At 44.9% G+C, this 25208-nt stretch carries 29 protein-coding genes; 22 read left to right on the top strand and 7 right to left on the bottom strand.

The window, feature by feature from the left end; genetic code table 11:
- Window positions 1–39 precede the first annotated feature (39 nt).
- A complete protein-coding gene (locus Q338_RS03530; RefSeq protein WP_034292009.1) occupies window positions 40–714 on the top strand; it encodes a response regulator in 675 nt (224 codons plus the stop codon).
- Between the two features lie 18 nt (window positions 715–732).
- Window positions 733–2055 (top strand): sensor histidine kinase, encoded by a 1323-nt coding sequence (locus Q338_RS03535; RefSeq protein WP_034292011.1) that lies wholly within the window; start codon window positions 733–735, stop codon window positions 2053–2055.
- Between the two features lie 402 nt (window positions 2056–2457).
- Here the strand turns inward: Q338_RS03535 and Q338_RS03540 are convergent, their stop codons facing one another.
- The 3 genes from Q338_RS03540 to Q338_RS03550 form a co-directional block, all read right to left on the bottom strand.
- Complete coding sequence (locus tag Q338_RS03540; RefSeq protein ID WP_034292013.1) at window positions 2458–3369, bottom strand: J domain-containing protein; 912 nt, start codon at window positions 3367–3369, stop codon at window positions 2458–2460.
- Window positions 3370–3444: 75 nt separating this feature from the next.
- Complete coding sequence (gene rnhA, locus Q338_RS03545) at window positions 3445–3888, bottom strand: ribonuclease HI (RefSeq protein WP_034292015.1); 444 nt, start codon at window positions 3886–3888, stop codon at window positions 3445–3447.
- Window positions 3889–4095: 207 nt separating this feature from the next.
- Window positions 4096–4350, bottom strand: coding sequence for an NGO1151 family protein (locus tag Q338_RS03550; protein ID WP_034292017.1), 255 nt, complete (start codon window positions 4348–4350; stop codon window positions 4096–4098).
- A 65-nt stretch (window positions 4351–4415) separates the two neighbouring features.
- Between Q338_RS03550 and Q338_RS13690 the strand changes: the two genes are divergently transcribed.
- From Q338_RS13690 to ppk1, 3 genes are all read left to right on the top strand, one after another.
- On the top strand, window positions 4416–5468 hold the full coding sequence (locus Q338_RS13690) for a hypothetical protein (RefSeq protein ID WP_051968466.1): 1053 nt from the start codon (window positions 4416–4418) through the stop codon (window positions 5466–5468).
- A 358-nt stretch (window positions 5469–5826) separates the two neighbouring features.
- Window positions 5827–6372 (top strand): nitroreductase family protein, encoded by a 546-nt coding sequence (locus Q338_RS03560; protein ID WP_034292019.1) that lies wholly within the window; start codon window positions 5827–5829, stop codon window positions 6370–6372.
- Window positions 6373–6555: 183 nt separating this feature from the next.
- Window positions 6556–8616: a polyphosphate kinase 1 gene (gene ppk1, locus Q338_RS03565; RefSeq protein ID WP_034292021.1), complete on the top strand. Its 2061-nt coding sequence runs from the start codon at window positions 6556–6558 to the stop codon at window positions 8614–8616.
- A gap of 41 nt (window positions 8617–8657) precedes the next feature.
- On the opposite strand, the gene argA is transcribed toward ppk1, so the two are convergent.
- From argA to prmA, 3 genes are all read right to left on the bottom strand, one after another.
- Entirely contained in the window at window positions 8658–9968 is a 1311-nt protein-coding gene (gene argA, locus Q338_RS03570; protein WP_034292023.1) for an amino-acid N-acetyltransferase, read from the bottom strand.
- 84 nt (window positions 9969–10052) lie between these two features.
- Complete coding sequence (locus Q338_RS03575) at window positions 10053–10724, bottom strand: zinc-ribbon domain-containing protein (protein ID WP_034292024.1); 672 nt, start codon at window positions 10722–10724, stop codon at window positions 10053–10055.
- Between the two features lie 16 nt (window positions 10725–10740).
- Window positions 10741–11631 (bottom strand): 50S ribosomal protein L11 methyltransferase, encoded by an 891-nt coding sequence (gene prmA / locus Q338_RS03580; protein ID WP_034292026.1) that lies wholly within the window; start codon window positions 11629–11631, stop codon window positions 10741–10743.
- 227 nt (window positions 11632–11858) lie between these two features.
- Here prmA and rpsT point away from each other — a divergent pair, with 227 nt between their 5' ends.
- From rpsT to Q338_RS03595, 3 genes are all read left to right on the top strand, one after another.
- Window positions 11859–12122, top strand: a complete 264-nt coding sequence (gene rpsT / locus Q338_RS03585; protein ID WP_034292028.1) for a 30S ribosomal protein S20 — start codon at window positions 11859–11861, stop codon at window positions 12120–12122.
- A 292-nt stretch (window positions 12123–12414) separates the two neighbouring features.
- Window positions 12415–13416 carry a hypothetical protein gene (locus Q338_RS03590; protein ID WP_034292030.1) on the top strand — a complete coding sequence of 334 codons (1002 nt, stop codon included), beginning with the start codon at window positions 12415–12417 and terminating at the stop codon, window positions 13414–13416.
- 122 nt (window positions 13417–13538) lie between these two features.
- On the top strand, window positions 13539–14360 hold the full coding sequence (locus Q338_RS03595) for a DsbC family protein (RefSeq protein ID WP_034292066.1): 822 nt from the start codon (window positions 13539–13541) through the stop codon (window positions 14358–14360).
- A 49-nt stretch (window positions 14361–14409) separates the two neighbouring features.
- Here Q338_RS03595 and cyaY read toward each other — a convergent pair whose 3' ends face one another.
- On the bottom strand, window positions 14410–14724 hold the full coding sequence (cyaY, locus tag Q338_RS03600; RefSeq protein ID WP_034292032.1) for an iron donor protein CyaY: 315 nt from the start codon (window positions 14722–14724) through the stop codon (window positions 14410–14412).
- 77 nt (window positions 14725–14801) lie between these two features.
- Between cyaY and lptM the strand changes: the two genes are divergently transcribed.
- From lptM to ychF, 14 genes are all read left to right on the top strand, one after another.
- Window positions 14802–14975, top strand: a complete 174-nt coding sequence (lptM, locus tag Q338_RS14035; RefSeq protein ID WP_084693512.1) for an LPS translocon maturation chaperone LptM — start codon at window positions 14802–14804, stop codon at window positions 14973–14975.
- A 60-nt stretch (window positions 14976–15035) separates the two neighbouring features.
- On the top strand, window positions 15036–16259 hold the full coding sequence (lysA, locus tag Q338_RS03605; RefSeq protein ID WP_034292034.1) for a diaminopimelate decarboxylase: 1224 nt from the start codon (window positions 15036–15038) through the stop codon (window positions 16257–16259).
- A gap of 136 nt (window positions 16260–16395) precedes the next feature.
- Window positions 16396–17370 (top strand): HPr(Ser) kinase/phosphatase, encoded by a 975-nt coding sequence (gene hprK / locus Q338_RS03610; protein ID WP_034292037.1) that lies wholly within the window; start codon window positions 16396–16398, stop codon window positions 17368–17370.
- Window positions 17371–17499: 129 nt separating this feature from the next.
- On the top strand, window positions 17500–18018 hold the full coding sequence (locus Q338_RS03615; RefSeq protein WP_034292039.1) for a GbsR/MarR family transcriptional regulator: 519 nt from the start codon (window positions 17500–17502) through the stop codon (window positions 18016–18018).
- A gap of 33 nt (window positions 18019–18051) precedes the next feature.
- Complete coding sequence (locus tag Q338_RS03620; protein ID WP_034292042.1) at window positions 18052–18825, top strand: hypothetical protein; 774 nt, start codon at window positions 18052–18054, stop codon at window positions 18823–18825.
- Between the two features lie 122 nt (window positions 18826–18947).
- Window positions 18948–19319, top strand: a complete 372-nt coding sequence (locus tag Q338_RS03625) for a DoxX-like family protein (protein ID WP_034292045.1) — start codon at window positions 18948–18950, stop codon at window positions 19317–19319.
- Window positions 19316–19798 carry a DUF2269 family protein gene (locus tag Q338_RS03630; protein ID WP_034292046.1) on the top strand — a complete coding sequence of 161 codons (483 nt, stop codon included), beginning with the start codon at window positions 19316–19318 and terminating at the stop codon, window positions 19796–19798. The genes Q338_RS03625 and Q338_RS03630 overlap by 4 nt, the downstream gene beginning before the upstream one ends.
- Window positions 19799–19896: 98 nt before the next feature.
- Window positions 19897–20283: a thiol-disulfide oxidoreductase DCC family protein gene (locus tag Q338_RS03635; protein WP_034292048.1), complete on the top strand. Its 387-nt coding sequence runs from the start codon at window positions 19897–19899 to the stop codon at window positions 20281–20283.
- A gap of 74 nt (window positions 20284–20357) precedes the next feature.
- The gene (locus tag Q338_RS03640; protein WP_034292050.1) at window positions 20358–20765 is read left to right on the top strand and encodes a thiol-disulfide oxidoreductase DCC family protein; all 408 of its coding nucleotides are present in this window, start codon (window positions 20358–20360) and stop codon (window positions 20763–20765) included.
- A 34-nt stretch (window positions 20766–20799) separates the two neighbouring features.
- On the top strand, window positions 20800–21204 hold the full coding sequence (locus Q338_RS03645; RefSeq protein ID WP_034292052.1) for a hypothetical protein: 405 nt from the start codon (window positions 20800–20802) through the stop codon (window positions 21202–21204).
- Between the two features lie 141 nt (window positions 21205–21345).
- A complete protein-coding gene (locus tag Q338_RS03650) occupies window positions 21346–22182 on the top strand; it encodes an NAD-dependent epimerase/dehydratase family protein (protein ID WP_034292054.1) in 837 nt (278 codons plus the stop codon).
- Window positions 22183–22284: 102 nt separating this feature from the next.
- Window positions 22285–22845 (top strand): DUF2059 domain-containing protein, encoded by a 561-nt coding sequence (locus tag Q338_RS03655; RefSeq protein WP_034292056.1) that lies wholly within the window; start codon window positions 22285–22287, stop codon window positions 22843–22845.
- A gap of 110 nt (window positions 22846–22955) precedes the next feature.
- On the top strand, window positions 22956–23780 hold the full coding sequence (locus Q338_RS03660; protein ID WP_034292057.1) for a hypothetical protein: 825 nt from the start codon (window positions 22956–22958) through the stop codon (window positions 23778–23780).
- A gap of 179 nt (window positions 23781–23959) precedes the next feature.
- Entirely contained in the window at window positions 23960–25051 is a 1092-nt protein-coding gene (ychF, locus tag Q338_RS03665; protein WP_034292059.1) for a redox-regulated ATPase YchF, read from the top strand.
- The last annotated feature ends 157 nt before the right edge of the window (window positions 25052–25208 follow it).

Below are 25208 nucleotides of genomic sequence, written 5' to 3' on the forward strand. Positions count from 1 at the left end.
ATGATAGGCGTATTTTAACAAAATATAAGTGGTCAAATTATGCGAATTTTATTGATTGAAGACGACAAAATGATTGCCCAAGCCATTTCAGGCAGCCTGAAAGACATGGGCGAAGCGGTGGATTGGGTTAATCGCGGCAATTTGGCATTGTCGGCGGTGCAAACGCAAACTTATGATTTGATTTTATTGGATTTGGGGCTGCCTGAACAAGACGGTTTGTCCGTGTTGAACACTTTGCGCGACAAAGGCTACAGTCTGCCCATTATCATCATCACGGCGCGAGACGATTTGGACAGCCGTTTGCGTGGATTAGACGGCGGCGCAGATGATTATTTGATTAAACCCTTTGATTTGGCAGAACTTCATGCGCGGATTCGCGCCATTGTGCGGCGACATCACGGCGTGGCAAACCCCAAACCCAGCAACGGCGTTTTGACTTTAGACCCGACCACTTACGAAGTCAGCATAGTCGGGCAGCCTGAAAAAATTTTATTGAGCAATAAAGAATTTGTGATTTTGCAAACTTTATTGTTACGTGCGGGCAAAATCCACTCACGCACCGAATTGGAAGACAAATTATACGGTTGGGGCGATGAAGTGGAAAGCAATGCGGTGGATTACCTGATTCACGCCTTACGCAAAAAAATCGGCAAAGAGCATATTCAAAATGTGCGTGGGGTAGGGTGGTTGGTGCGTAAAGATGTGAACGCGTAAATGTCAGGCAGCCTGAAAATGATTTCCCTAAAAAATGCCATCATGAAATCCAAATTAACTTCCATTCAAGCTCAATTAAATCGTGCGTTTATTCTGATTTCTCTGCCGTTTGCGGTGCTGGCGGCGGCGGTGTCGTTTGCCCAAACCTATTATGAAACCAATGAATTTCAAGACAATTTACTCAAACAAGCCGCCCAATACACCACACCCCACACCCCCATCACCCACGATGACGACCCCGATGATGACGATGAAGATGAAGCCACTATTTACACCGAATTTTCATCTTCATCACTACAGAATAATTTAAATTTACAAGAATTATCAGTTGGTTATCACACTATTCAGAAAAATGGCGACAGCTACCGCGTGTATGTGCGCCAAACCGAGCGCGGGCGCGTGGCGGTGTGGCAAAACAATGAGCAGCGCAATCAATTGGCGATTCAATCCGCTTTGTTCAGTTCCTTGCCGCTATTGCTGCTGATACCCTTGTTTTCATGGGTGATTTGGCGGACGGTGCGGCGGACACTTGCGCCCATCGCTACGCTTTCAGGCAGCCTGAAAATGCGCCACGAAACCGATTTAACCCCTTTGCCTACGGATAATATTCCCAAAGAAATTCAAGGATTTGTCCAATCCATTAATGATATGTTGGCACGAACTGAGCGTGTGATGCAGCAACAACAGCGTTTTATCGCCGATGCCGCGCACGAATTGCGTACCCCGATGGCGGCATTATCTATGCAAGCCGAGCGTTTGCAAGGGCAAAATTTGCCTACAAATTTAGCTGTGCAACTGTCTGATTTACAAAATATTATTCAACGCAATCGGCATTTATTGGAACAATTATTGCAACACGCCCGAGCGCAAGCCATTGAAAGTAAACGTGTTATTCAAATTATTGATATAAAAACTATTTTTCTGAGTGTTATTGAAACCCTATTGCCATTGGCGGAAGCGAAAGCGCAAGATTTGGGCGTGGCGAGTGAAGCCAATCCGCGTGTAGCGATGAATGAAATGGACGCATTTATCTTATTGAAAACATTGGTGGATAATGCGATACGCTACACGCCACAGGGCAGCCAAATTGACCTATCCGCGTATGAAACCACGCAACACATTGTTTTACAAGTGGAAGACAATGGCGGCGGCATTGCGGCGGCGGAACGCGAGCGTGTGTTGCAGCCCTTTTATCGGGTGCTGGGGACGGATGAGCAGGGTTCGGGCTTGGGTTTGGCGATTGCGGATACGATTGCGCGGCGATATGGCGGCTGGATTGAATTGGGCGAGAGTGAGACATTTGGACAGGGTTTGCGGGTACGGATTTATTTACCGAAATGATTGGTTTAGTACACGTAAAAAAATAAGCCAAATACGAAAAAGTCCAACCGTTTTATTGACAAAAAAATATTTCAGGCAGCCTGAAATTCAAAAACATTTTCATTTTAAAAGAATTTTGTAATTTCTTATTTTTATTTGGCTTACTTTTCCAAAAAGTAAGTCGCCGCGCGGCGATAGAGCGCACGCTGTAGGCAAACTTTTATTTACCTGCTGTTGCAAATGACGGGCGTGGACATGGGTAAATGGCAAGTGGAATCGGCAAAATGGGCGATTGGTGTTTTCTTCTTTTTCTTGGTGGGTATGTTTGTGTTTGGTGGGATTAAATTGTGATGTGGCGTTTCAGGCTGCCTGAATTATCAAAAAAACACGTTAATCTGAATGAGATTAACGTGTTTTTTTGATTTACTCATTCGGCGATTTGCCACGCTGCAAATAAATGGTGGCAGACTGATTACGCACCAAAGTAACGCTTTCGCTGTTTAAATATTCGCCGTTATCCAATTGATAATATCGGACAAAATATTCGCCTGCGTCTAAATGCGACAATATCATTTCTTCGCGTTCCACCACAAAAAAGGTGCGTATGGGTTGTGGCGTGTTTTTTTCGTATAATTGAGCAAACACGTCTGAAGAATTGCGTATATTTTCAATGACTAATTTCGCATTGCCCATACCTTCCATCACGGGATAGCCGTCAATATAGCCTGACACTTCGGGGAAAGGTTTGCCGTTGGGTGCGGTTTTGGGGCGCGTGTATGGCTCGTTGGTGGGGGCAATTTGTGGGTCGCTGGAAACGGTTTCGGTGGGGTATTCATACACAATCACTTGCGGTTCGGGGGGGGTACCTGTGATGATGGGCAATAATTGGCTGCGTTCCAGCCAGCCCCAGCCTTGCCACAAAATCAGTCCAAACAAAACCAGCGAAATCAACAATAAACCATGCAACACGCGTTTATAAGAACGCTGTGGCTGGGTGGTGTAGGCGTAAGTATAATTTTGGTGTGGATTGGATTGTGTTTTGGGTGTGGGTTCACGGTTTTCATCGCCATAATAGGCGATAGGTTGGGCGTGATACACTTGTTTTTGTTGCAAATATTGTAGGGCAATCCATCTATCGTGTTCGGCGCGACTTTGTGGATTGGACAAAATTTCGTAGGCGCGATTCACGATTTGCATGATTCGGTGCGCATCGGGGTCATCGCTTAAATCGGGGTGGTATTTTTTGGACAATCGGCGATAGGCTTGACGGATTTCTGCATCGGTGGCGGATTGGGTCAATTGCAAATTATCGTAATGGGTGTGAATGGGTTGCATAGGTGTTTTCTCAATTTTCAGGCTGCCTGAAAATCTACAACATTTAAATTAACAAAATTTAATCAATAAGTTAAATTAGATTTTTTCTCTCACGCTTGCCACGCCCAAATTGGCGAGTTGGTCGGCGCGTTCATTTTCGGGGTGTCCTGTGTGTCCGCGCACCCAAGTCCATGAAACTTGATGGCGTTGCACTTGCTGGTCTAATAATTGCCATAGGTCGTCATTTTTAACGGCTTGTTTGCTAGCGGTTTTCCAGCCATTGCGTTTCCAAGCGTGTATCCAGCTTTCCATGCCATTTTTGACGTATTGGGAGTCGGTGCAAATTTCCACTTGGCAGGGGCGTGTTAATGCGGTAAGTCCCTGAATAATGGCGGTTAATTCCATGCGATTATTGGTGGTATGGGCTTCGCCGCCGTATAATTCTTTTTCGTGGCTGCCGTAACGCAAGACTGCGCCCCAGCCGCCCACGCCAGGGTTGCCTTTGCAAGCGCCGTCTGTATAGAGATAGACTATGGTCATGGTGGGTTTGTGGTATGAATGAAACGGCGGCAATCATAGCACATTCGCGCCCCTTTCAGCGAAAATAGTCGGAAAAATCAATCTTCAGGCAGCCTGAAAATAGGGCTTTGTGTGGTATTTGCTACCGAATGCGGGACAAATCAGGTAAACTTGTTGATGTTTCATGAGTTTCAGGCTGCCTGAATATATTTTGCCCTTTAATAAAAACTATTGTTTCTCACGAAAAAACGCATACGTCATATCGTAAAATAACTCTTCGTGTGGGCTGCCTTCGTATTGCAATTGTGCCACTTCATCGTCAAAAGCGATTTGTATGGACTCAATTACGTCTTGCGCCACATCAGAGGGCAGGGCGCGCAACATACCACGAAACGCCGTTGCCAACACACGATTTTGCATTTTCAGGGCTTCGTTGGATTCTTCCAAATAATCCAAGCGTTGTTCTAAAGTTAATTCGCTCATCATTTGCTCCCAAATGGTTTTAAAAACAGGATTATATCATCAATATTCACGGAACATGATTTGTTATGGACAACAACAATAATCGCATGATTTTCACGTTGGAAGAAGACAACGACCAAGCACCCAGCTATGAAAATCGCACCACCAGTTTGGATAATTCGCTCAATGAAATTCGCCAACGCTATCGCCGTACCGAAGAAATGTTGGCAGCACGGCGCAGCAAATTATTGGGCGAAGAAAATCCGTCTCCCGAAATACCCGAAATCCGTGAGCCACTCAACGATTTGCCCCCCAGCCCTGAATTGCCCGAACAAGATTTCAGGCTGCCTGAAATTGATATGCCGCCAGAACGCGATTATTCGCTTGATGAGCAACAGGATTTGGAAGAAATTGACGGCAATCTTTTGGTGCAAGCCACAGAGGAAACAATGCCAATCGTTGAATCCAATCCAACCCATTATCAGGACAATCAGGTAGAGGACAACACAGACGAAATGGCATTGTCCAAATTATTCAAACGCTACGAAGAAGAACGCGCCAATTCGCCCATTCAGCCACCACCCGAACCTGTGTTGCCCGTTGTGATGGATGATAACTTGTCGCCCAATGAACAAGGCTATGCCGCCTATTTGAATTATCGCCAACGTGAGCATAATCAACGCGTTTCTCAAAGCGCGATTGCGGAAAATGAAATTGGCATTTTGATTCAGGAAGACTGGTTGGCGGCACAAACGGCAGTCAAATCCGCGCAAAAATCGCCGCCGCAAGTGGTGCATTTGCAGCCTGATTCGCAGGGTTATCGCGCCAATCCGTTTGCGGCGGACGATGACACGCGCCCTGTGGTTACCGTGAATGTGTATGATTTGCCCGATTTGCCCAGCACGCGCAAAATTCGTGTGATGTCAGAACAAGAATTGATGGCGGAATTGCAACGCAAATTGCGTCCGCATTTGAGTAATGCGGTGGCGGGTTTAATGCACAGTATTTTGCAACGCAAATTAGCCACCTTGTCCTATGATTTGCAAATGATGTTAAACGAAGAAACGCCGCGTTTGGTGGAAGATGTGCTGGAACATAATATGGAAACCATCTTGCGTGAGATGAAAGAGCGGTTATAATTTCAGGCTATCTTACAGTACACGACAAAAATCTTTCAGGCTGCCTTTCATTACCCTACAAATTTCTGCCGACCACTCATCTGTTCCCTCTCCTGTGGGAGAGGGTTAGGGAGAGAGCAAAACAGTTAATGTACCACGATTTTTCCCTCTCCCCAGCCCTCTCCCAAAGGAGAGGGAGCCAGATGATGGTGGTATCTCAACGATTACGGGCAATATTTTATTTTTGTAGGGTAACAAAAGGCTGCCTGAAACCTGTCCCCCTCACCCGTTGGAGACGGGAGGGAGCAGATTGTTGGCAAAATTAAAAAATTGTTGTGTCTGTAAAGTTGCCTGATTAATCAAAAAATGAGTTCAAAATATGAATACTTTAGCCTTACTTACCACACGCCGTTCCACCAAAAGTTTGACCGCGCCCGCGCCCGATGAATTGCAATTGGACACGATTTTGCAAGCCGCCACGCAAGTTCCCGACCACGGCGATTTAACGCCGTATCGCTTCGTGGTGATTCACAGCGAAGATGGGCAAAATCGTTTTCGCCAATTATTGCGCGACACGGTTACGCAATTGAATTTCGGCGAAGAAAGCATGAAAAAAGCACAACGAGTTGGCAATATGGCACCCATGACCGTCGCCGTGATTTGCACGCCCAAAACAGGTAAACCCGAATGGGAACAACAAATGACCGCAGGCTGTGCCGCCTACGCCATGCAATTAGCCGCCAAAGCACAGGGATTTGACAGCGTATGGATTTCGGGTTTATGGGTGAATTCGCCTTTGCTGAAAGACGCGTTTGCGTGCGGCGAAAAAGACAAAATCATCGGTTTGATTATGTTGGGGACTGCTGTGTGTTCGCCTGACGCGCCGAAAAATACCGATGTGTCCGCATTCACGACTTATTGGTAAAACAGATGTTCAGGCAGCCTGAAAGGGATTTTCAGGCTGCCTGAAGATTATCGCCATCTGGTAGGGTGCGCCGTGCGCACCTATTTTGCCACCCAAATTGTATTTTCATCATCATTATTTGGTGCGCACGGCGCACCCTACATGGTGTAAACAGGCAGCCTGAAACCCAGAAAGGAAACCATCATGCCCCAAGCCCCCCAATTACTCTGCCGCGAATCCAGCCTACTCGCTTTCAATCGCCGCGTACTCGCCCAAGCCGAAGACCCACGCATTCCCTTGCTGGAACGCTTGAAGTTTTTGTGCATTGTTTCGTCTAATTTGGACGAATTTTTTGAAGTACGCATGGCGTATTTGAAACGCGAATGGCGCAATCAGCCCAATTTGCGTTTTGATTCGGGCAACACGCCCGCCGAAACCATCGCCCAAGTCAGCACAGAAGTACGCGAATTGGTTGCCAAACAATATCAATTGTTTAACCAAATACTGTTGCCTGAACTCGCCCAACACGGCATCCATTTCTACCGCCGCAAACAGTGGACGTGCGAACAGCAAGAATGGATTGAAGATTATTTCAACCGCGAATTATTGCCCCTGCTCACGCCCATCGGTTTGGACAAAACCCACCCATTTCCACGTTTGCTGAATAAATCGTTGAATTTTGTGGTGGAACTAGATGGGCGAGACGCATTTGGTCGTGCTTCGGGCATGGCGATTGTGCAAGCCCCGCGCATTTTGCCACGTGTGGTCAGGCTGCCTGAAAATCTGTGTGGCGGAGAAACGGGTTTTGTGTTTTTATCGTCTATTGTCCACGAATATGTGTACAAATTGTTTCGTGGCATGACGGTCAAAGCCTGCCACCAATTCCGTGTAACCCGCGACAGCGATTTGACTTTGGAAGAAGACGAGTTTACCAATCTACGCACCGCCGTACAAAGCGAATTGCGCGACCGTGATTATGGCGACGCAGTGCGTTTGGAAGTGGTGGACAATTGCCCAGCACACATCACCGAATTTTTATTACAACAATTTGATTTAACAGAAAATGAGTTATATAAAGTCAATGGACCTGTAAATTTGGTACGCCTGATGTCGGTGCCTGATATGTTAGCATTGCCCGATTTAAAATTTCCGCCGTTTAAGCCCTATTATTCCAAAAGATTGCGAAAAGCCCATTCTATTTTAGATGAAATCAGCAAACGGGATATTTTATTGCACCACCCCTATCAGTCGTTTGAACCCGTTGTCCGTTTTATTGAAGACGCGGCAAAAGACCCTGATGTACTTGCCATTAAAATGACGATTTACCGCACGGGCAGCACGTCTAAATTGGCACAGGCTTTGTTGGCGGCGGCGCAAGCGGGCAAATTGGTTACGGTGGTGGTGGAGCTGATGGCGCGATTTGACGAAGCCAATAATGTGCAATGGGCGCGGCGGCTGGAAGAAGCAGGGGCGCACGTTGTGTACGGCGTGTTTGGTTACAAAATTCACGCGAAAATGGCTTTGGTGATTCGCCGCGAATCAGGCAGCCTGAAAAGCTACGCGCATTTGGGGACGGGCAATTATCATCAAGGCACTTCACGCATTTACACCGATTTTGGTTTGCTGACCACCCAGCGCGATATTGTGCGCGATGTGAATAATTTGTTTATGGAAATCACGGGTTTGGGTCAAGCAAATAAATTGAAAAAACTCTACCAAAGCCCCTTTTCGCTGCACCCCATGTTGTTGAAAAACATTGAACGCGAAATCGCACACGCCCAAGCAGGCAAGCCCGCCCGAATCATCGCCAAAATGAATGCGCTGCTTGAACCGACCATTATTGACGCGCTGTATCGCGCCAGCCAAGCGGGGGTGCAAATTGATTTGATTGTGCGCGGTATGTGTGCGCTTCGTCCGCAAGTTATTGGTTTATCGGAAAATATTCGGGTGCGTTCCATTATTGGGCAATTATTGGAACATTCGCGTGTGTATTATTTTTACAATGATGGCGCGGAAGATGTTTATATTGCCAGCGCGGATTGGATGGCGCGTAACTTTTTCCGCCGCATTGAAACCGCCACCCCGATTGAAGACCCCGATATGAAACAAAGAGTGATTCAGGAAGGTTTGATGTTGGCACTTTCAGATAATACGAAAGCGTGGCAAATGGACGGTAGCGGTCAATACACGCGTATCCAGCCGCAAGATGGTGGAGAAGTGCTTGATTTACAAACTTATTTGTTAAACCAATTTAATTGCCAATAAAATTGAGGCAGCCTGAAAATCTGTTTTCAGGCTGCCTTTTATTAATTGGATAAATCCATCACAAACACCCGAGATTGTCGCCCACTTTCCGCATATTCCAGCGCACGTTCAGGCGGCAAATCGTCCACACAGGCAGCCTGAAAACCGCGTTCCGCAAACCAATCAGACGTGTGCGTGGTCAAGGCAAATAAACGGCGTTTGCCCAAAATTTTCGTTTGCGAAATAATGTGTTGCAACAATAAATCGCCATAGCCCCCATCACGCGCATTCGGCGATACCACCAAACATGCCAATTCCGCCACGTCCGCATTGTCCGCAAATTGCTTCAACATCACACAACCATAAATTTGGCGGTCATTTTCCAAGACATGAAATTCGTGAATATGATTTTCCAAATATTCCCGACTGCGCCGCACCAACACGCCACGTTCTTCCAATGGGCGAATCAGCGCAATAATATCCGCAATATCAAACTCTTGTGCCGCCCGAACCGTCATAAACGGCGTGGGCGCAATAGACGTACCCACCCCTTCCCGCGTAAACAATTCGCGCAACAATCCACCGTTCAGGCTGCCTGAAAGCACTTGCACCCGCGACACATTGTGCTGCAAGGCTTCCACCGCCGCGTGTAAAATCGGGCTTTGCGGCGTGGTTTCTGCCAACAATTCGTGGGCTTGGGCGGCGGTTAATTCGTGTGCCAACTCATTATTTTGATGGAAAATTCCGTCCCATTCGGTCAAAAAAATCAATTTTTCCGCTTGCAACTGAATCGCTGCCGCCGCCGCCACTTCTGCCATCGCCAAATGATACGCCTGCCCACTCATGGACACGCCCATCGGACTCAATAACACAATCGCATTCTGCGCCAAATAATCCGCCATCGCCGCACAATCCAATTTACGAACCTGCCCCGTGTAGTCCATGTCCACCCCGTCCAAAACCCCTAAAGGCTTGGCAACAATAAAGTTTCCAGTCGCCACCCGCAAACGCGGCGTGCGTTGCGGCGAATGCGCAAAGCCCAAAGACAAGGCAGCCTGAAACGCAAATTGCACCTGCCCACACGCTTGTTGCGCCAAAGTCAAAACCGCCGTATCCGTAACCCGTCTGTGTTGATGAAAGTGGGGGCTGATTTGCGCTTGTTTGCATAACTCATTGATTTGGCAATCTGAACCGTGTACCAGCACCAATTTGATTCCCAATGCCGCCAACAAATTCAAATCCGCCGCAATGCTCGCCAAAGTCTGTCCCTGCAACAGGCTGCTGGCAATGCCAATCACCAAAGTTTTGCCGCGCAAATAATGAATATACGGCGCGGCTTCCCGAAATGCGTGTACAAATTGCGTGTGTGGCATACATAATCTCGCTATGAAAAAACCCAGCGTTTGGCTGGGTTTTTATTAAAAATCAAATGGTTGATATTTTCAGGCTGCCTGAAATCACGCCAACATCAACACCAAATAAAACAATTGCACAATCAAAAACACCAACGCCACAATGGTCGCAATCGTCCAATTCAGCTCCGTGCGCGAATTGGTCGCTGCCGCCAACAATGCGGCGGTTTGCTGATTATTCATTGGCACTTCGGCGAATTTATCGCCATTGCTCGCGTTTGCCTGACCGTCATTGGTCAGCGTAAACACCAAGCTGCCCGTGTGAATGGTGATATTGTTTTTCAAATCGCCGCTCGCCGACACATCGCCAGCCACCATAGGCGGATTGATGTTCACGCCTGAAATTTGTTGGTTTGCCGTTTTATAATCCAATAAATTGAACGCAATAGGATTATTGTCCGAACCCACTTCCGCAAAAGGCGTTTTTGCTTCCGCTTTGGGGACACGATAATGCAAAGGTGGCAAATTTAATTTTGCCACATCTTGCGGTTTCAATTTGGGTTTGATGGCGGATTTTATGGGCAAATCGTCATCATCGTTCAAATCATCAAAGGGTTTGGTGGGTGCTGGTGGTGGTGCTTTTTTGCTTTTTTTCACCAAACGGAAAATGTGTTGGCACTCATGGCACACCACGCGCCCTTGTGTTTCAGTTAATTTTTCTTCGGCAATTTTCAAAGCCGCTTTGCAACTGGGGCAACTGATTTTAATCATGCTCATTAAAAAATTCCTTTATTTAACCACGCTTTACGCCGCTTAAACACGCCCAACCGCTTTCAATATTTGCCGTGTCCATATCAAACCATTGCGCGTAAATGCCATTCATCTCATCAACTTGTTCCGCCAAAATGCCTGATAATACAATGCGTCCACCCGATTTGGTGCGCCCCGCCAACATTTCGCCCAACATACGCAATGGGTTGGCTAAAATATTCGCCACCACTACATCAAATTGTCCATCGGGCAGCGTGTCGGGCAAATGGAAGGCAGCCTGAACCTGATTTTGCGCCGCATTATCATTGCTGGCGATGATGGCTTGCGGGTCTATGTCCACGCCAGTTGCGCTGCCCGCGCCCAATTTCAGCGCGGCTATCGCCAAAATCCCCGAACCGCAGCCATAATCCAGCACATTTTCGCCGCCTGCCAAATGATTGTCCAGCCATTGCAAACACAAATGCGTGGTGGGGTGGCTACCCGTACCAAACGCCAATCCAGGGTCTAGGCGCAAATTCACCGCGTTTGCGTCTGGCATTTCGTGCCAAGTGGGGGTAATCCACAAACGCTCGGAAATTTTAATTGGGTCAAATTGCGATTGGGTTAAGCGCACCCAGTCTTGTTCTGCCAAATTTTCCAGTTGATAATCTGAAACTTGCTCGCCAATTGCTTGAAACGCGGCGGCAATGATGGCGTGCGCGTCTGCCTGCTCATCAAACAGGGCAACCACCAAACTTTGTTGCCAAAATTGCTGTTGTGGCATATCGGGTTCGCCGAAAATTTCTTGTTCTTGAGCGGTGCCAGCGTGTGCGTCTTCAATGGCAACAGACAATGCGCCTTGTTCCATTAATTCATCGGATAGGGCTTCGGCAACGCTTTGGGCAACTGGAATACTGGCTTGTAAATAAGACATCTGGGAAAAACAATGAATAGAATAAAGGCGCGAGTTTAACACTAATTGGCATGGGTTTAAATGGATTGTGCGTAAAAGCGGTGATTTTGTCGCAAAATTCAATTTTCAGGCTGCCTGAAAAGCGGCAAAATCCATCTTTTTCATTGAAACTACTTGCAATTTCTGGGGCGCGTGTTTAAAATGGCGCGTTTTACAAATCTATATTTTCCCAATCAGGAGTATTATTCATGGCAAATAGCGCACAAGCACGCAAACGCGCCCGTCAATCTTTGAAAGCTCGCGCTCACAACGCTAGCTTGCGTACCGCATTTCGCACCGCAGTGAAAAAAGTGTTGAAAGCTGTTGAAGCGGGCGACAAAGCAGCCGCTCAAGCATCTTTCCAAGAAAACACCAAAATCATTGACCGTATCGCCGACAAAGGCGTGTTCCACAAAAATAAAGCAGCACGTCATAAAAGCCGTTTGTCTGCTAAAATCAAAGCAATGGCTTAATATTGATTTGATGACACGCTGATTATCAAGATACAAAAACCTGTTGTCTGTTGGAGATAACAGGTTTTTTGTTTCAGGCTGCCTTACACTACACGATAACTACATGTAGGGTGCGTATTACGCACCGAAATTCCACGTTATTTGAATTATTTGGAGGGTGGTATGCACCCTACATTTTTAGTGTTTGTAAAAATTGTCGTGTAATGTAAGGCAGCCTGAAACAAAAAAGCTGCCTAAAATAACCAAATTTGATTAAAATAAGTAAAAATAGCCTATTTAAATTGATAACTATATGATGATGAAACCTTTTTTAATCACGCTTGCCAGCGCATTGCTGTTGAGCGCGTGTTTTGAAGTGCCTGTGGAACAAGACCGTGAACCACCCAAAACCACTAGCGTAGATACCTTGTCTGCCGAACAAGTGATGCAGGAGCATTCGCCCGAATTTTTGCAATACGAACCTTTGGCAAACACAAAAACACGTTTTTTTGATGCCAATGGTCGCATTACAGAAAAAGAAAGCAAAGGCGGTTTTTATCGCAAAGTATTGGGTAAAACGCCACATAATCGTTTGGTTTTACAAGATTTTTATCAGGATACAGACAAACCATACACTTTGCCATTTGTGGCTGTTGTGGAGCCGCAATTGAAAATTTTTCATGGCGCAGGCATTCGGGATAGCCGCACGGTGTGGCTGAAACCCGATGGCTCATTATTGCGCGTGTCTGAATTTAAGGGCGGTAAAGCGATTGGCGAAACATGGTTTTTTGAACGCAATAAGGCATTTGCCTATATTAAATTATTGAGGGAAAAACCTAAATTGTCTGATAGGGTAGATGTGGCTGCGGCAAGTGCAGCCAGCGCGGTAGCGGCAAGCACACCTAAACCCGATGGCAAAACCAAACCTGTGAAAACCACAAAAGTTCCCCAAAAGAAAAAAGAACTTGAAAAAGAAGATACGACACCGATTGTGGATGAAGTGGATACGTCCATGAGTCGCGGCGCAGCGTTAATGCGCTTTTTCTATCCGAATGGGGTGCTGATGGCGGAAATTGAAACCGATGGCAATCAGCAAAATAAAGTCATTTTGTTTTATCCAAACGGCGGCACCATGCTGCAAATTGAAGACAATGGCTCGCAATCTTCGCGTACCGCGTGGGATGCGAAAGGCGGCAAAGTCGTGCCTGCGGAAGTATCCATTGAAGCCGATGTGTTGGCGTTACGGATTGAGCATGGCTTGAATTTGATGGGGCGTAACAAGGGGGCGTTGGCGGATTTATTGATGAGTCGCTGATTTTTCAGGCTGCCTGAAACGCGCAAAAGCTGGCTTGTTTGTCTAAAAATAAGTAAATTTAATGGATAAACAGGGGTTTATATTGCATAATTTATTTTTTAATTGGAAATACATTCATCATGATGAAACGTAAAACTTTGATTCGTACACTGATTCCTGCTGTGGCGGCTGTGTTAATTGCCTGCAATGGTGCACCTACCAATAATGCACAAGCAGCTACTACCAGCGAAAAAAACGTTGCTACTCCAGTTGTGGCAACGGTTGCCAAAGATGTGCCTGCTGATGTGGCAAAAACCATTACCGCGACTTTGGAAAAAAATTATGCGGCACAACAATTGAAAGTATTGAGTATTAATACCACGCCAATCAATGGTTTATTTGAAGTAGTAGTGAGTGGCAAACAGATTACCTACACAGACGCAACTGGTGAATTTATGCTGGTGGGCGATTTGATTGCCACCAAAGAAGGGCGCAGCTTGACCGAAGAACGTAAAACTGTATTAAATGCTATTGATTTCAATGCGTTGCCATTTGATAAAGCCATTAAAGAAGTACGTGGCAATGGCAGTCTGAAGCTAGCAGTATTTTCCGATCCTGATTGTCCATATTGTAAACGTTTGGAACGCGAATTGGCAAAAATGACCAATATCACGATTTATACTTTCTTAATGCCTATTCCCTCATTGCACCCAGATGGACATCGCAAAGCGGTACAAATTTGGTGTCAAGCCGACCGTACGAAAGCGTGGACATCATGGATGCGTGAAGGCAAAATGGGTGCGAAAGTCGCTGAATGTGCCAACCCTGTGAAGGAAACCACAACATTGGGCGAAAGTTTCGGCTTTAATGGGACACCAACTTTGGTGTTCCCAAATGGCAAATCGCAAGCGGGCTATGTGCCACAGCCGCATTTGGAAGAAATTATTAAACAGCAACAAAAATAATCATTTAGGCAGCCTGAAACTGTTTTCAGGCTGCCTTGATTATTGAAAATTAGTAGGGGGAAATGGCTACTGTTTCGCCACTTGCCGCGCTTAATGCTTCGTTTAACACGTCAAAAAATTCGCGTTGTTCGCGGGTGGAAAACCACACGCCGTCTTTTTCCGCGAAATGGTAGCCGCCACTTTTGGCGGCAATCCACAATTCTTGATTGGGTGTGTGGCGATTGACGATGATTTGTACGCCATTGTCGGCTTCAATGGTCAGCACATTGCCTGCTGGTACGCAATCAAAATCGTATGCTTCCAAAGCGTCTTCAATGTGGGCAAAAAGTGCGTCTGAATGTTGCAAAAATTCTGTTTCGGTCATGGTTTTGTTCCTAAATTATTGTAAAATGTGGCGCGTATTGTGCCATATTTTTCAGGCAGCCTGAAAGAAAGTTTCTGATGAAAAAATTTATTTTATTAAGCAGTTTGTGCATTCTGTCGGCATGCGGCTACAAGGGCGATTTGTATTTGCCGAAAGAAGACGATAAAAACCAATTTGGTGTGATTCAAACAGGTTTGGAATTTAGCCCGCCATCGCGCACGGCGAGTGAAGTGCTTGCGCCGCAAGAATAATATTCAGGCTGCCTGAAAAAAATTTAACCCATTTATTTTATTAAAAAATTAGAGAATATCATGAGCAAACTTTGCGAAAACATCGCCTATACCCACCTTGCCGAGCGTTTCGGTACGCCCCTTTATGTGTACAGCGAACAGGCTTTGACCAACGCGTATCAAAATTATGTGAACGCGTTTGCAGGCTGCCAACCTTTGATTTGCTACGCGGTAAAAGCGAACAGCAATTTGAGTATTATCCAACATTTCGCGCAATTAGGTTGCGGTTTTGACACGGTGTCGGGCGGCGAAATTGCGCGTGTGTTGGCGGCTGGCGGTACGGCGGACAAGATTATTTTTTCGGGCGTGGGCAAAAGCATTCAGGAAATCGCGTTTGCCTTGAATGCTGGGATTAAATGTTTCAATGTGGAAAGTTTGCCCGAACTTGACCGCATTAATCAAGTGGCTGAAATGATGGGACAAATCGCCCCCATTTCGCTACGCATTAACCCCGATGTGGACGCGAAAACCCACCCATACATTTCCACAGGTTTGAAAGCGAATAAATTTGGCATTGCGATGGCGGACGCGGAACGTGCGTATCAATACGCGGCGGCGTTGCCGAATTTGCAAATTATTGGCATTGATTGCCACATTGGTTCACAACTGCTTGATTTATCGCCACTTGTGGAAGCGTGTGAACGCATGTTGGCGTTGGCGGACAAATTGGCGGTGCAAGGCATTGCTTTGCAACACATTGACTTGGGCGGCGGCGTGGGCATTGCCTACCAAAATGAGCAAGCCCCTGATTTAACAGCATATGCGGCGGCGGTGGCGCAAATGTTGGCGGGGCGCAATTTGCGTTTGGTGTTGGAACCAGGGCGCAGTTTGGTGGGCAATGCGGGGACTTTGCTCACGCGCGTGGAATTTGTGAAACAGGGCGAAGAGAAAAATTTTGTCATTGTGGACGCGGCGATGAATGATTTATTACGCCCTGCCTTGTATCAAGCCTATCATCATATTGAAAATGCAGAAGAAAATGGGCAGCCTGAAATGGTTGCCGACATTGTCGGACCGATTTGCGAAACGGGTGATTTTTTTGCGCAAAACCGTGAAATTGCGGCGGCAGCTGGCGATTTATTGCTGGTGCGCAGCGCGGGCGCGTATGGCGCGAGTATGGCGAGCAATTACAATACGCGTTGTCGGGCGGCGGAAGTGTTGGTATCGGGCGACACGGTGCGCGAAATCCGCCAGCGCGAAACTTTTGATGATTTGATTCGGCATGAATTGGCGTGTTTGGGGTAAATATTTTCAGGCTGCCTTTATTTAAAAAATGTAGGGTGCGTACCACGCACCAAATTTGCTAACAGGCAGCCTGAAAGTAGGGCAGGGGACAATTTATTGCACCACATCATCGTAAACAATTGATAGGAAATCAAAAATGCCCAGTATTACCGTGAGACAATTGTATCAAGACAATCAACACAAACTGCAAATGAATTGGACAGCAGGCACGGCAGGCAGCGATAACCGCATTGTGGCGGGCGCGGATAAACACGCCCTTGCGCTGGTGGGGCATTTGAATTTTATTCATCACAATCAAATTCAAGTGTTGGGCGTGGCGGAAGTGGATTATTTGCTGAAATTGGAGCAGTCGGAGCATGTGTCTAATTTAGCACAATTATTTGATTTTCCGATTGTTTTAATAATCGTGGCGAATGATTTGGCTGTGCCCAACACCTTGCGCGATTATTGCCACACGCACAATGTGCCTTTGCTCACGTCCAAATTGGAAAGCCCTTATTTAATGGACGTTTTGCGGATTTATTTGCAAAAAATGCTGGCGGTTTCCACCATCAAACACGGCGTATTTTTAGACGTATTTGAAATTGGCGTGTTGCTGATTGGCGAATCGGGCTTGGGCAAAAGCGAATTGGCGTTGGAATTGATTTCACGCGGACACAGCTTGGTTGCCGATGACGCGGTCGAATTGCACCGCACCGCCCCCGAAGTATTGGAAGGGCGTTGCCCGCCGATTTTGCGCGATTTTTTGGAAGTGCGCGGCTTGGGCGTGTTGAATATTCGCCACATGTTTGGCGAAACGTCTATTCGCCCCAAAAAACAACTTAAATTAATCATCAACTTAATCCCCGCCAACGATGAATACATGAAACAATTAGACCGCTTAAGCATACGCAGCGAAACCGAAAGCATTTTGAATGTGGCGATTCGCAAAGTCGTGTTGCCAGTGGCGGCGGGGCGAAATTTGGCGGTTTTGGTGGAAGCGGCGGTGCGCAATTATATTTTGCAATTGCGCGGCAAAGACAGTACCAAAGAATTTTTAGAGAGACATCAAGAGGTTATGAAAGCCGAAAGTTTGAATCAGGAAGACACCGACCACGAAAGCGATGATTAATCTCATGATTTCAGGCTGCCTTATTTTTAGGCAGCCTGAAAATTTTTTCATTTTTTAAATTTCAGTATTGACAGAAATTTGAAAAATGCCTAAACTGCATACCAACAACAATAAGAATGGATAAAAACCATGAAACTCAATCCCACTACCGAAAAATTCGTCCTGCATTGGGGCGAAATGGGCGCAAAATGGGGCGTTAATCGCACCGTTTCCCAAATTCACGCGCTTTTGTACATTTTGGGCAAGCCGATGAATGCCGATGAAATTTGCGAAACTTTGGGTGTGGCACGTTCCAATGTTTCCACCAGCCTGAAAGAATTGCAAAATTTGCAACTGGTTCAAATCACACATATTTTAGGCGACAGGCGCGATTATTTTACCACTTATGACGATGTGTGGACAATGTTCCGCATTATCGTGGAACACCGCCAACGCCGTGAAATTGAACCCACTTTGCAATTTCTGCACCAGCTTATGCAAGAACCCGAATTTGCCAACGAAAACGATGCCGTGAAAAAACGCATTTCCCAAACCCATGAATTTATTGCAACTTTAACCAGTTGGACAAACGAAATGCTGAAACTTTCTACCGCAACCATGGCGAAAGTATTGAAATTGGGCGCGAGTATTCAGAAATTATTGCGTTAAAAGTAATGACAAATTGGAAATCGGAGTAACAAAATGCACATACAAAGAAACTCCCTAAAAATAAGAAAATATATTGAATCAAATCAATATTTTCAGTTGCAAGAAAATCAATTATCCAAAACTTATATTTATAAAATTGGTCGTATAAATTGTGCTCCGAAAGATATTTTGGAGAGAATTTGGGAATTGGAGGCTTTGGAGAAAGATGGATTTGTGTATTTGGGTGAAAAGAACTGGTTGCAAGACTGTTTGAAAGAACGGAGCTTTATTAATTTAGAGGATAAGAATTCGCAACAAGACTGTCTAGCAATTCATTATGAATATCCAGCTTTTTGTTATCCAACTTATGATAAATGGATTATTGATTATTTAGCCAAATATCTTAATATCCAATTTGTCAAAACAGAGAATAATGATATTATTGACTACTATTATATAACTAATAGAGATATTGTGTCTTATAAAGGCACATTAAATTTAACGCCTGAATTATTTTTGAATTTTAGTCAATTAAATAACCAATCTTATCAATTTACTGACGAATTGGATTTGTATTTATTAGGAAATCATCAGGGCGTATTTCCAAACTCTATTTGTAAACTATTTGAAGTATTACATAACTTGGAATATTACATAACCATGTTACCTGAATTATTTGGGGTTGGTGTGGATGATGACCCACTAAGCATAGATTCACTCGTTTTTGATAACTTGATGAGTTCAGAAGAGTTTATGATTAATACTTTTTCTGTGTATGGTGCAGATTTGGATTATTTTTTTGTTGGTAACAAATTTCGTGGTTGTTAATAATTGTTTTTTAAATAATCATCATTATTTCAGGCAGCCTGAAATCTAGCTGTCTGAAAATAAAATCCGCAAAATTTTTTAACTGTTAATTTCTGTTTTGACAGAAATTTTGGTAATTTAAAATGAAAACGTATTTGGCTTATTCATTGGCTTTTTTGTGGCTGTGGAGTGGCATTCAACCCATTCTTTTTGCACCTGAATGGTCATTGCACTTATTGGCACAAGTGGGCATTCCACCCGATTGGCAAAAAAGCGTGTTTTATTTTTCATCGTGTTTGGACGTGGTTTTGGCAATCGCTTATTTGACCCAATTAAAAAACAAACCTTTGTTTTATTTGTTTCAATTTGCAACCGTGTTGGCGTACAGCGTGATTATTGCGTTCAGGCTGCCTGAAATGTGGTTGCACCCATTTGCACCTTTAATCAAAAATATGCCGATTTTGGCGATTTTATTCTTTCTGTTTCAACAGAAAAAACAGGAGTTAAAAAAATGAATACTTACTTAATCGTCAAAACCTTGCACATCATTTCATCGGTTTTGATGGTGGGAACGGGCTTTGGCACAGCATTTTACCTGTTTTGGGCAAACCGAAGTGGCTCGGTGGCGGCGCAAGCGGTGGTTGCCAAATGGGTGATGAAAGCGGATTGGTGGTTTACCACGCCTGCGGTGATTTTTCAGCCTTTGTCGGGATTGTGGCTTTTAAATCAGTTGGGTATGCCCTTTACTTGGGACGGCGCGTGGCTGTGGGTTAAATGGACTTTGGCTTTGTATGCGCTGGCTGGGGTGTGTTGGCTGCCTGTGGTTTGGTTGCAAATCAAAATGGCAAAAATGGCGCAAGTGGCTTATGCAAAAGGGGAAAATGTGTTACCGACTGAATACAAGCGTTATCAAATGGCTTGGGAATGGCTGGGTTATCCTGCGTTTTGTGCGATGGTGGCGGTGTTTTTTCTGATGGTTCTGAAACCGATGTAAGCCGAATTGCCCGATATTTTCCGATTTTTTGGTGCGTGATACGCACCCTACAAACCCATTTTCAGGCTGCCTGAAAATTCAAAAACAAGGATAAACCCATGAAACCCCATCAATTTTTCTACGATTCCGAATGTCCACTCTGTGTGCGTGCTGTGAGTTTGCGTATGCAAAGCGCGAATGCCGACCACGTCCAGCCATTGAGCGTGCAAGGCAATGAAAATTTGCTTTTGCAACATGGTATTACGCCACAACAAGCCATGCGCGATTTGTACGCCATTGGCAACGATGGCATGGTGTTGAACGGCATGCCCGCGCTGCGCCTGATTTACAGCGAAACGTTGGCGTGGGTGCGCTTGTCAAAATTGCCGATTTTGCGCCAGTTGAGCGATTGGGGCTATCCGCATATTGCGCGAAATCGCTACAAAATCCCGCGTTGGCTGTTGCGGCGACCCGATTGCGAAAGCGGAACGTGTTACCGCAAATGATTTCAGGCTGCCTGAAACCCTAGCGGATGGCAATAAAAAATCAAATTTATCATAATAAAACAAGGAATTAAAATATGAAACACCAAATTTTCTACGATGCCGAATGCCCTTTGTGTGCGCGAGAAATGGCGTTGCTGAACGAAAGCCGCCGAGCTGTGGAATACGACACCGTCCCTATTCAGGGCAATGAAGACAAGCTGGCGCAACTGGGCGTGTCGGTGGCGGACGCGATGACTTATCTGCACGCGCTGGACAAAGACGGCAATTTGTTGCGCGGCATGCCTGCGGTGCGTTTGGTGCATCGCGGTTTGGACGATTGGACGATTGTCAAAATCACGCATTTGCCGATTGCCAAACAGCTTGCCGATTGGTTTTACCCAATTTTTGCGCGCAACCGTAACCGTTTCCCTACTTGGTTGATTGGTAAGCCAAAATGTGAAAATGGGGTGTGCAATGTGCCGTATCATCAGCGTAAAAAATGATTTTTAATTTTTTCAAATATTTGGGAGTTGAATTATGGACGTTTTTGAATTAATCGTGATGGCGGCAATTGCGCTGGCAGTCAGTCTGGTGTGCTGGTTTTTATTGAGTGCGCCCTTGAAAAAAACGCTGGGATTTCTGTGCGATGACGAGCGCGATGGCGTGAAAGAAGTTGCAGCGATGTTTTGGCAACGGCTGTATTTGGGGCTGACGCTGTTTTTGCCTTTGTTGTGTGTGCTGTTGTTTGTGCCGAGTTTTGCGGAAAATTTGGGGCAGACGGTTTTGTATTCGCTGCGTTGGGCGATTTTTGGCGGCGTGAGTTTGCTGTTGGTGCTGGCGTATTTGGTTCGCAAACAAATTTATCAGTTGCAAAACGGCACAGCTTTCAGGCAGCCTGAACGCAAAATCGTGGTGCAAAAAGCGGAAACAATCGCAGAATAAGCAATTGTTTTTTCAGGTAGCCTTTCAGTACACGACATTTTGTAGGTCGGGCATGAATGCCCGACCTACGGAAATGATTTTTTGTCGTGTACTGAAAGGCAGCCTGAAAAATTTTACCATTTGATTTTAAAGGATAATATAATGAATATTTTGATTTTTGGCGGACGCGGTTTCATTGGAAAACAAATTGTGCGGATTTTGCGCGAGCGCGGACATCACGTTCACATCGCCACACGGCAAGAAATTGATTTTACGAATTTAAATGAAATCAACGCGAAACAAGTTTTGCAAAATCAAGATGTGATTGTGAACGCGGTCGGTGTGATGTCGCGCCATGCCGATGTTTTGGAAACCGTCCATCATCACACGCCCGCCAAATTGGCAAAATGGGCGCATGAATTGGGCGTGAAACATTGGGTGCAACTTTCCGCTTTGGGCGCGGACGCGGCGCATGAAGTGCCGTTTGTGGGCAGCAAAGGGCGTGGCGATGTGGCGGTGTGCGCGAGCGGTTTGAGCGTGAATATTGGGCGACCGTCAGTCGTGTTCGGGCGCGGTGGCGAGAGTTGCGAAGCATTTTTGAAAATGGCGAATATGCCGATTTGGGCATTGCCGAATGGTGGCGAATTTGATTTTCAGCCCGTGCATGTGTTTGATGTGGCAGAAGGTTTGGCGAATATGGTGGACAATCCGCTTGAACATGGCGCGATTGTGAACATGACGGGCGCAACGCAACACACTTTGGCGGATTATTTGCAGACTTTGCGCCAAGTCATTCATCACAAACAGAATAAATTGACGATTATCCCCATTCCGATGGCTTTGATTGCGCCCACTTTGCCCTTAACCAATATCATCACAAATGGCTTTTTGAGTGCCAATAGCATGAAATTATTGCAACAAGGTTCATGCGCGGACAATGCGGATTTTGCCAAATTATTGGGGCGTAAACCTTTAGGGGTGCGTGAATTTATTTATTAAAGTTGGTTTTCAGGCTGCCTGTTTGATAAAAAACAGGCAGCCTGAAAATAATAATTTGTGTCATAATGCTATTTTTATGTTCAGATAAAACAAGGTTATATTATGAAAATCAAAGTTTTAATTCTTGCTACGACTTTATTGTTTGCCGCGCCCACATTCGCGCAAACGCCCAGCGATGAATCGCTTAATAAAATGATGTCGCTGATGAATATTGAACAAAGTCTCAAAGACATGGAAGCAGGCATGCCCACCGCGATTGAGCAAATGTTGCAACATTCATTAGACCAAGACCCTGATTTAAAAAAATTACCCGCCCACAAAGCGCAAAAAATCAAAGCCATCGTGCAAAAATATGTCAATGAAGCCGCACAAGAAAGCATGGGCAATGCCTTGATTCGGGCGGCGATGTTTGAATCTTTCCTGAAAATCGCCAAACGCCACTACACGCAAGCCGAAGTGGACGCCATGAATGCCTTTTTAAGCACGCCCGAAGGCGCAAGCATGACGCAAAAACAAGGCAAAGTGATGGCGGAATTTATGCCTGATTTTATGCAAACCGTTGCGCCGATTCAGGACAAGATTTTGCGCGAAAAACTGGCATTGGCGCACCAAGAAATTGAAACCGTGATTGGCAAACCCAAAGCAGCTAAAAAGAAAAAATAAGGTTTCAGGCTGCCTGACAGTACACGACAAGTTTTCCAATCGCAAAAATGTAGGGTGCACCCTACTGTTATTTTTGTCGTGTATTGTAGGCAGCCTAAAAGGAATAATTGATGCAATTTAATCAGAAAACATTGTTTTTCATCGTCTTAATCCTTGGCATCATTTTGCCAATTTTAAATTTTGAAAATTTGTCTACTTTTGTCATTATTACTTTTTATGGTTATGTATTGGCAAATTGTTTTAATTTGGAAAAGTATGCGTTTAATTGGAATTCAATTATTTCATTATGGCTTGATAGGACAGGTCTTTTTTTACTGTTGGCTATTTTACCTTTTGGAGATGCTTTTATTGCTGCCCATTGGGGGACATTTTTTGCTTTTTTATATCTATATTTCATTGCATTCATATTTAATTATGAATCTTTGAAATCGCGTTTTATGGCTATTTTTACTTTAATTGCTTGTATTCTTGCTGTTTTGCAAGCAAACAGCAATTTTGCAGAAAATCAATCCAGAATAGAAAGACATCAGGCACATCATTCGGCTTCAGGTATTATTCCTGATAATGTTACAGAAGAAGTTACGTATGGTAGTCGTGGGGCAAAAAATTATCATTATTACTTAAATATCAATAATTTGCGTTTTAATTGCGAAATGGAAATAGATGATGATATGGATAAATTATTATGCCAAGATATTTATCAATATGCAGGTAAAACAGCAGATATTTCCTATTTTTTTCAAGTTAATGAACAATTAAAGATTTTATCGGTACAAGTAGATAAGCAAGTTTTGTGGTCGCCAAAACAAACTCTAACTTTACATCAAAATAACAGAAATCGTTTTTTAGATGAATTGTTATCTGGTTTGTTGTGGATTACATTACCATTTACTTTATTGTATTTTTGGGCACGGAAAATTGTTCAGGTAGCCTGAAGCCTTTACAAAACCCCATTTTTGAACTTTTTGAAAAATAAATTTATTAAAATTCAAAATATTAAAATTTTTTAAATATTAAATTTTAGGAGTTTTACAAAGGTTTTAGCCCGAAAATATTTTCAGGCTGCCTTTGTGTTAAAATTCCCCCTTTATTTTTATTCAACGAAAGACAAATCATGAGTTTAAAATGCGGCATTGTCGGCTTACCCAATGTAGGAAAATCCACTTTATTCAACGCCTTAACCAAATCAGGCATTGAAGCAGCCAACTACCCATTCTGTACCATTGAGCCGAATGTGGGCATTGTGGAAGTCCCCGACCCACGCATGAACGAACTGGCGAAAATCGTCAATCCGCAAAAAATGCAGCCTGCGATTGTGGAATTTGTGGACATCGCAGGTTTGGTGGCGGGCGCGAGCAAAGGCGAAGGTTTGGGCAATCAGTTTTTGGCAAATATTCGTGAAACAGACGCGATTGTGAACGTAGTGCGTTGTTTTGACGATGATAATATTATCCACGTTGCAGGACGCGTTGACCCGATTGCCGATATTGAAACGATTGGCACAGAATTGGCATTGGCGGATTTGGCTAGCGTGGAAAAAGCGATTTTGCGCGAAGGCAAACGTGCCAAAGCAGGCGACAAAGACGCGCAAAAACTGGTCGCCATTTTGGAAAAACTGTTGCCGCATTTGAATGAAGGCAAGCCTGTTCGCTCTTTTGGTTTGGACAAAGAAGAAATGGCGTTGATTAAACCTTTGTTTTTATTGACGGCAAAACCTGCGATGTATGTCGGCAATGTGGCGGAAGATGGCTTTGAAAACAATCCCCATTTGGCGCGTTTGCAAGAATTAGCCGCGAAAGAAAATGCGCCTGTGGTGGCGGTGTGCGCGGCATTGGAAAGCGAAATTGCGGAATTAGATGATGCGGAAAAAGTAGAATTTTTGGCGGAAATGGGTTTGGCAGAACCGGGGTTAAACCGTTTGATTCGTGCAGGTTATGATTTGCTGGGCTTGCAAACTTATTTCACGGCGGGTGTAAAAGAAGTTCGCGCGTGGACAATCAAAAAAGGCGACACCGCCCCACAAGCGGCTGGCGTGATTCACACCGATTTTGAACGCGGTTTCATTCGTGCCCAAGTGATTGCTTATGATGATTTTATTGCGCTCGGTGGCGAAACCAAAGCCAAAGAAGCAGGCAAAATGCGTGCCGAAGGCAAAGAATACATTGTGCAAGATGGCGATGTGATTCATTTCTTATTTAATGTATAAGTTTTTTCGGTATAATTGTTTTCAGGTAGTTTGAGTTTTCAGGCTGCCTTTCAGTACACGACAAAAAAAGTACAATAAAAAAAGAAGTCCGCATCAATTCAGTGGTATCGTATTAATTTTCTCACGACTAATCCAATATGACTGAATTGAGCGAACT

This window comes from Alysiella crassa DSM 2578 (genome assembly GCF_000745955.1).
GTDB lineage: Bacteria > Pseudomonadota > Gammaproteobacteria > Burkholderiales > Neisseriaceae > Simonsiella > Simonsiella crassa.

Excerpts from the sequence above, each read along its gene's own strand:
- Q338_RS03530 (WP_034292009.1), top strand. The coding sequence starts at position 40 with ATGCGAATTTTATTGATTGAAGACGACAAAATGATTGCCCAAGCCATT.
- Q338_RS03535 (WP_034292011.1), top strand. The coding sequence starts at position 733 with ATGATTTCCCTAAAAAATGCCATCATGAAATCCAAATTAACTTCCATT.
- Q338_RS03540 (WP_034292013.1), bottom strand. The coding sequence starts at position 3,369 with ATGCAACCCATTCACACCCATTACGATAATTTGCAATTGACCCAATCC.
- rnhA (WP_034292015.1), bottom strand. The coding sequence starts at position 3,888 with ATGACCATAGTCTATCTCTATACAGACGGCGCTTGCAAAGGCAACCCT.
- Q338_RS03550 (WP_034292017.1), bottom strand. The coding sequence starts at position 4,350 with ATGAGCGAATTAACTTTAGAACAACGCTTGGATTATTTGGAAGAATCC.
- Q338_RS13690 (WP_051968466.1), top strand. The coding sequence starts at position 4,416 with ATGGACAACAACAATAATCGCATGATTTTCACGTTGGAAGAAGACAAC.
- Q338_RS03560 (WP_034292019.1), top strand. The coding sequence starts at position 5,827 with ATGAATACTTTAGCCTTACTTACCACACGCCGTTCCACCAAAAGTTTG.
- ppk1 (WP_034292021.1), top strand. The coding sequence starts at position 6,556 with ATGCCCCAAGCCCCCCAATTACTCTGCCGCGAATCCAGCCTACTCGCT.
- argA (WP_034292023.1), bottom strand. The coding sequence starts at position 9,968 with ATGCCACACACGCAATTTGTACACGCATTTCGGGAAGCCGCGCCGTAT.
- Q338_RS03575 (WP_034292024.1), bottom strand. The coding sequence starts at position 10,724 with ATGAGCATGATTAAAATCAGTTGCCCCAGTTGCAAAGCGGCTTTGAAA.
- prmA (WP_034292026.1), bottom strand. The coding sequence starts at position 11,631 with ATGTCTTATTTACAAGCCAGTATTCCAGTTGCCCAAAGCGTTGCCGAA.
- rpsT (WP_034292028.1), top strand. The coding sequence starts at position 11,859 with ATGGCAAATAGCGCACAAGCACGCAAACGCGCCCGTCAATCTTTGAAA.
- Q338_RS03590 (WP_034292030.1), top strand. The coding sequence starts at position 12,415 with ATGATGATGAAACCTTTTTTAATCACGCTTGCCAGCGCATTGCTGTTG.
- Q338_RS03595 (WP_034292066.1), top strand. The coding sequence starts at position 13,539 with ATGAAACGTAAAACTTTGATTCGTACACTGATTCCTGCTGTGGCGGCT.
- cyaY (WP_034292032.1), bottom strand. The coding sequence starts at position 14,724 with ATGACCGAAACAGAATTTTTGCAACATTCAGACGCACTTTTTGCCCAC.
- lptM (WP_084693512.1), top strand. The coding sequence starts at position 14,802 with ATGAAAAAATTTATTTTATTAAGCAGTTTGTGCATTCTGTCGGCATGC.
- lysA (WP_034292034.1), top strand. The coding sequence starts at position 15,036 with ATGAGCAAACTTTGCGAAAACATCGCCTATACCCACCTTGCCGAGCGT.
- hprK (WP_034292037.1), top strand. The coding sequence starts at position 16,396 with ATGCCCAGTATTACCGTGAGACAATTGTATCAAGACAATCAACACAAA.
- Q338_RS03615 (WP_034292039.1), top strand. The coding sequence starts at position 17,500 with ATGAAACTCAATCCCACTACCGAAAAATTCGTCCTGCATTGGGGCGAA.
- Q338_RS03620 (WP_034292042.1), top strand. The coding sequence starts at position 18,052 with ATGCACATACAAAGAAACTCCCTAAAAATAAGAAAATATATTGAATCA.
- Q338_RS03625 (WP_034292045.1), top strand. The coding sequence starts at position 18,948 with ATGAAAACGTATTTGGCTTATTCATTGGCTTTTTTGTGGCTGTGGAGT.
- Q338_RS03630 (WP_034292046.1), top strand. The coding sequence starts at position 19,316 with ATGAATACTTACTTAATCGTCAAAACCTTGCACATCATTTCATCGGTT.
- Q338_RS03635 (WP_034292048.1), top strand. The coding sequence starts at position 19,897 with ATGAAACCCCATCAATTTTTCTACGATTCCGAATGTCCACTCTGTGTG.
- Q338_RS03640 (WP_034292050.1), top strand. The coding sequence starts at position 20,358 with ATGAAACACCAAATTTTCTACGATGCCGAATGCCCTTTGTGTGCGCGA.
- Q338_RS03645 (WP_034292052.1), top strand. The coding sequence starts at position 20,800 with ATGGACGTTTTTGAATTAATCGTGATGGCGGCAATTGCGCTGGCAGTC.
- Q338_RS03650 (WP_034292054.1), top strand. The coding sequence starts at position 21,346 with ATGAATATTTTGATTTTTGGCGGACGCGGTTTCATTGGAAAACAAATT.
- Q338_RS03655 (WP_034292056.1), top strand. The coding sequence starts at position 22,285 with ATGAAAATCAAAGTTTTAATTCTTGCTACGACTTTATTGTTTGCCGCG.
- Q338_RS03660 (WP_034292057.1), top strand. The coding sequence starts at position 22,956 with ATGCAATTTAATCAGAAAACATTGTTTTTCATCGTCTTAATCCTTGGC.
- ychF (WP_034292059.1), top strand. The coding sequence starts at position 23,960 with ATGAGTTTAAAATGCGGCATTGTCGGCTTACCCAATGTAGGAAAATCC.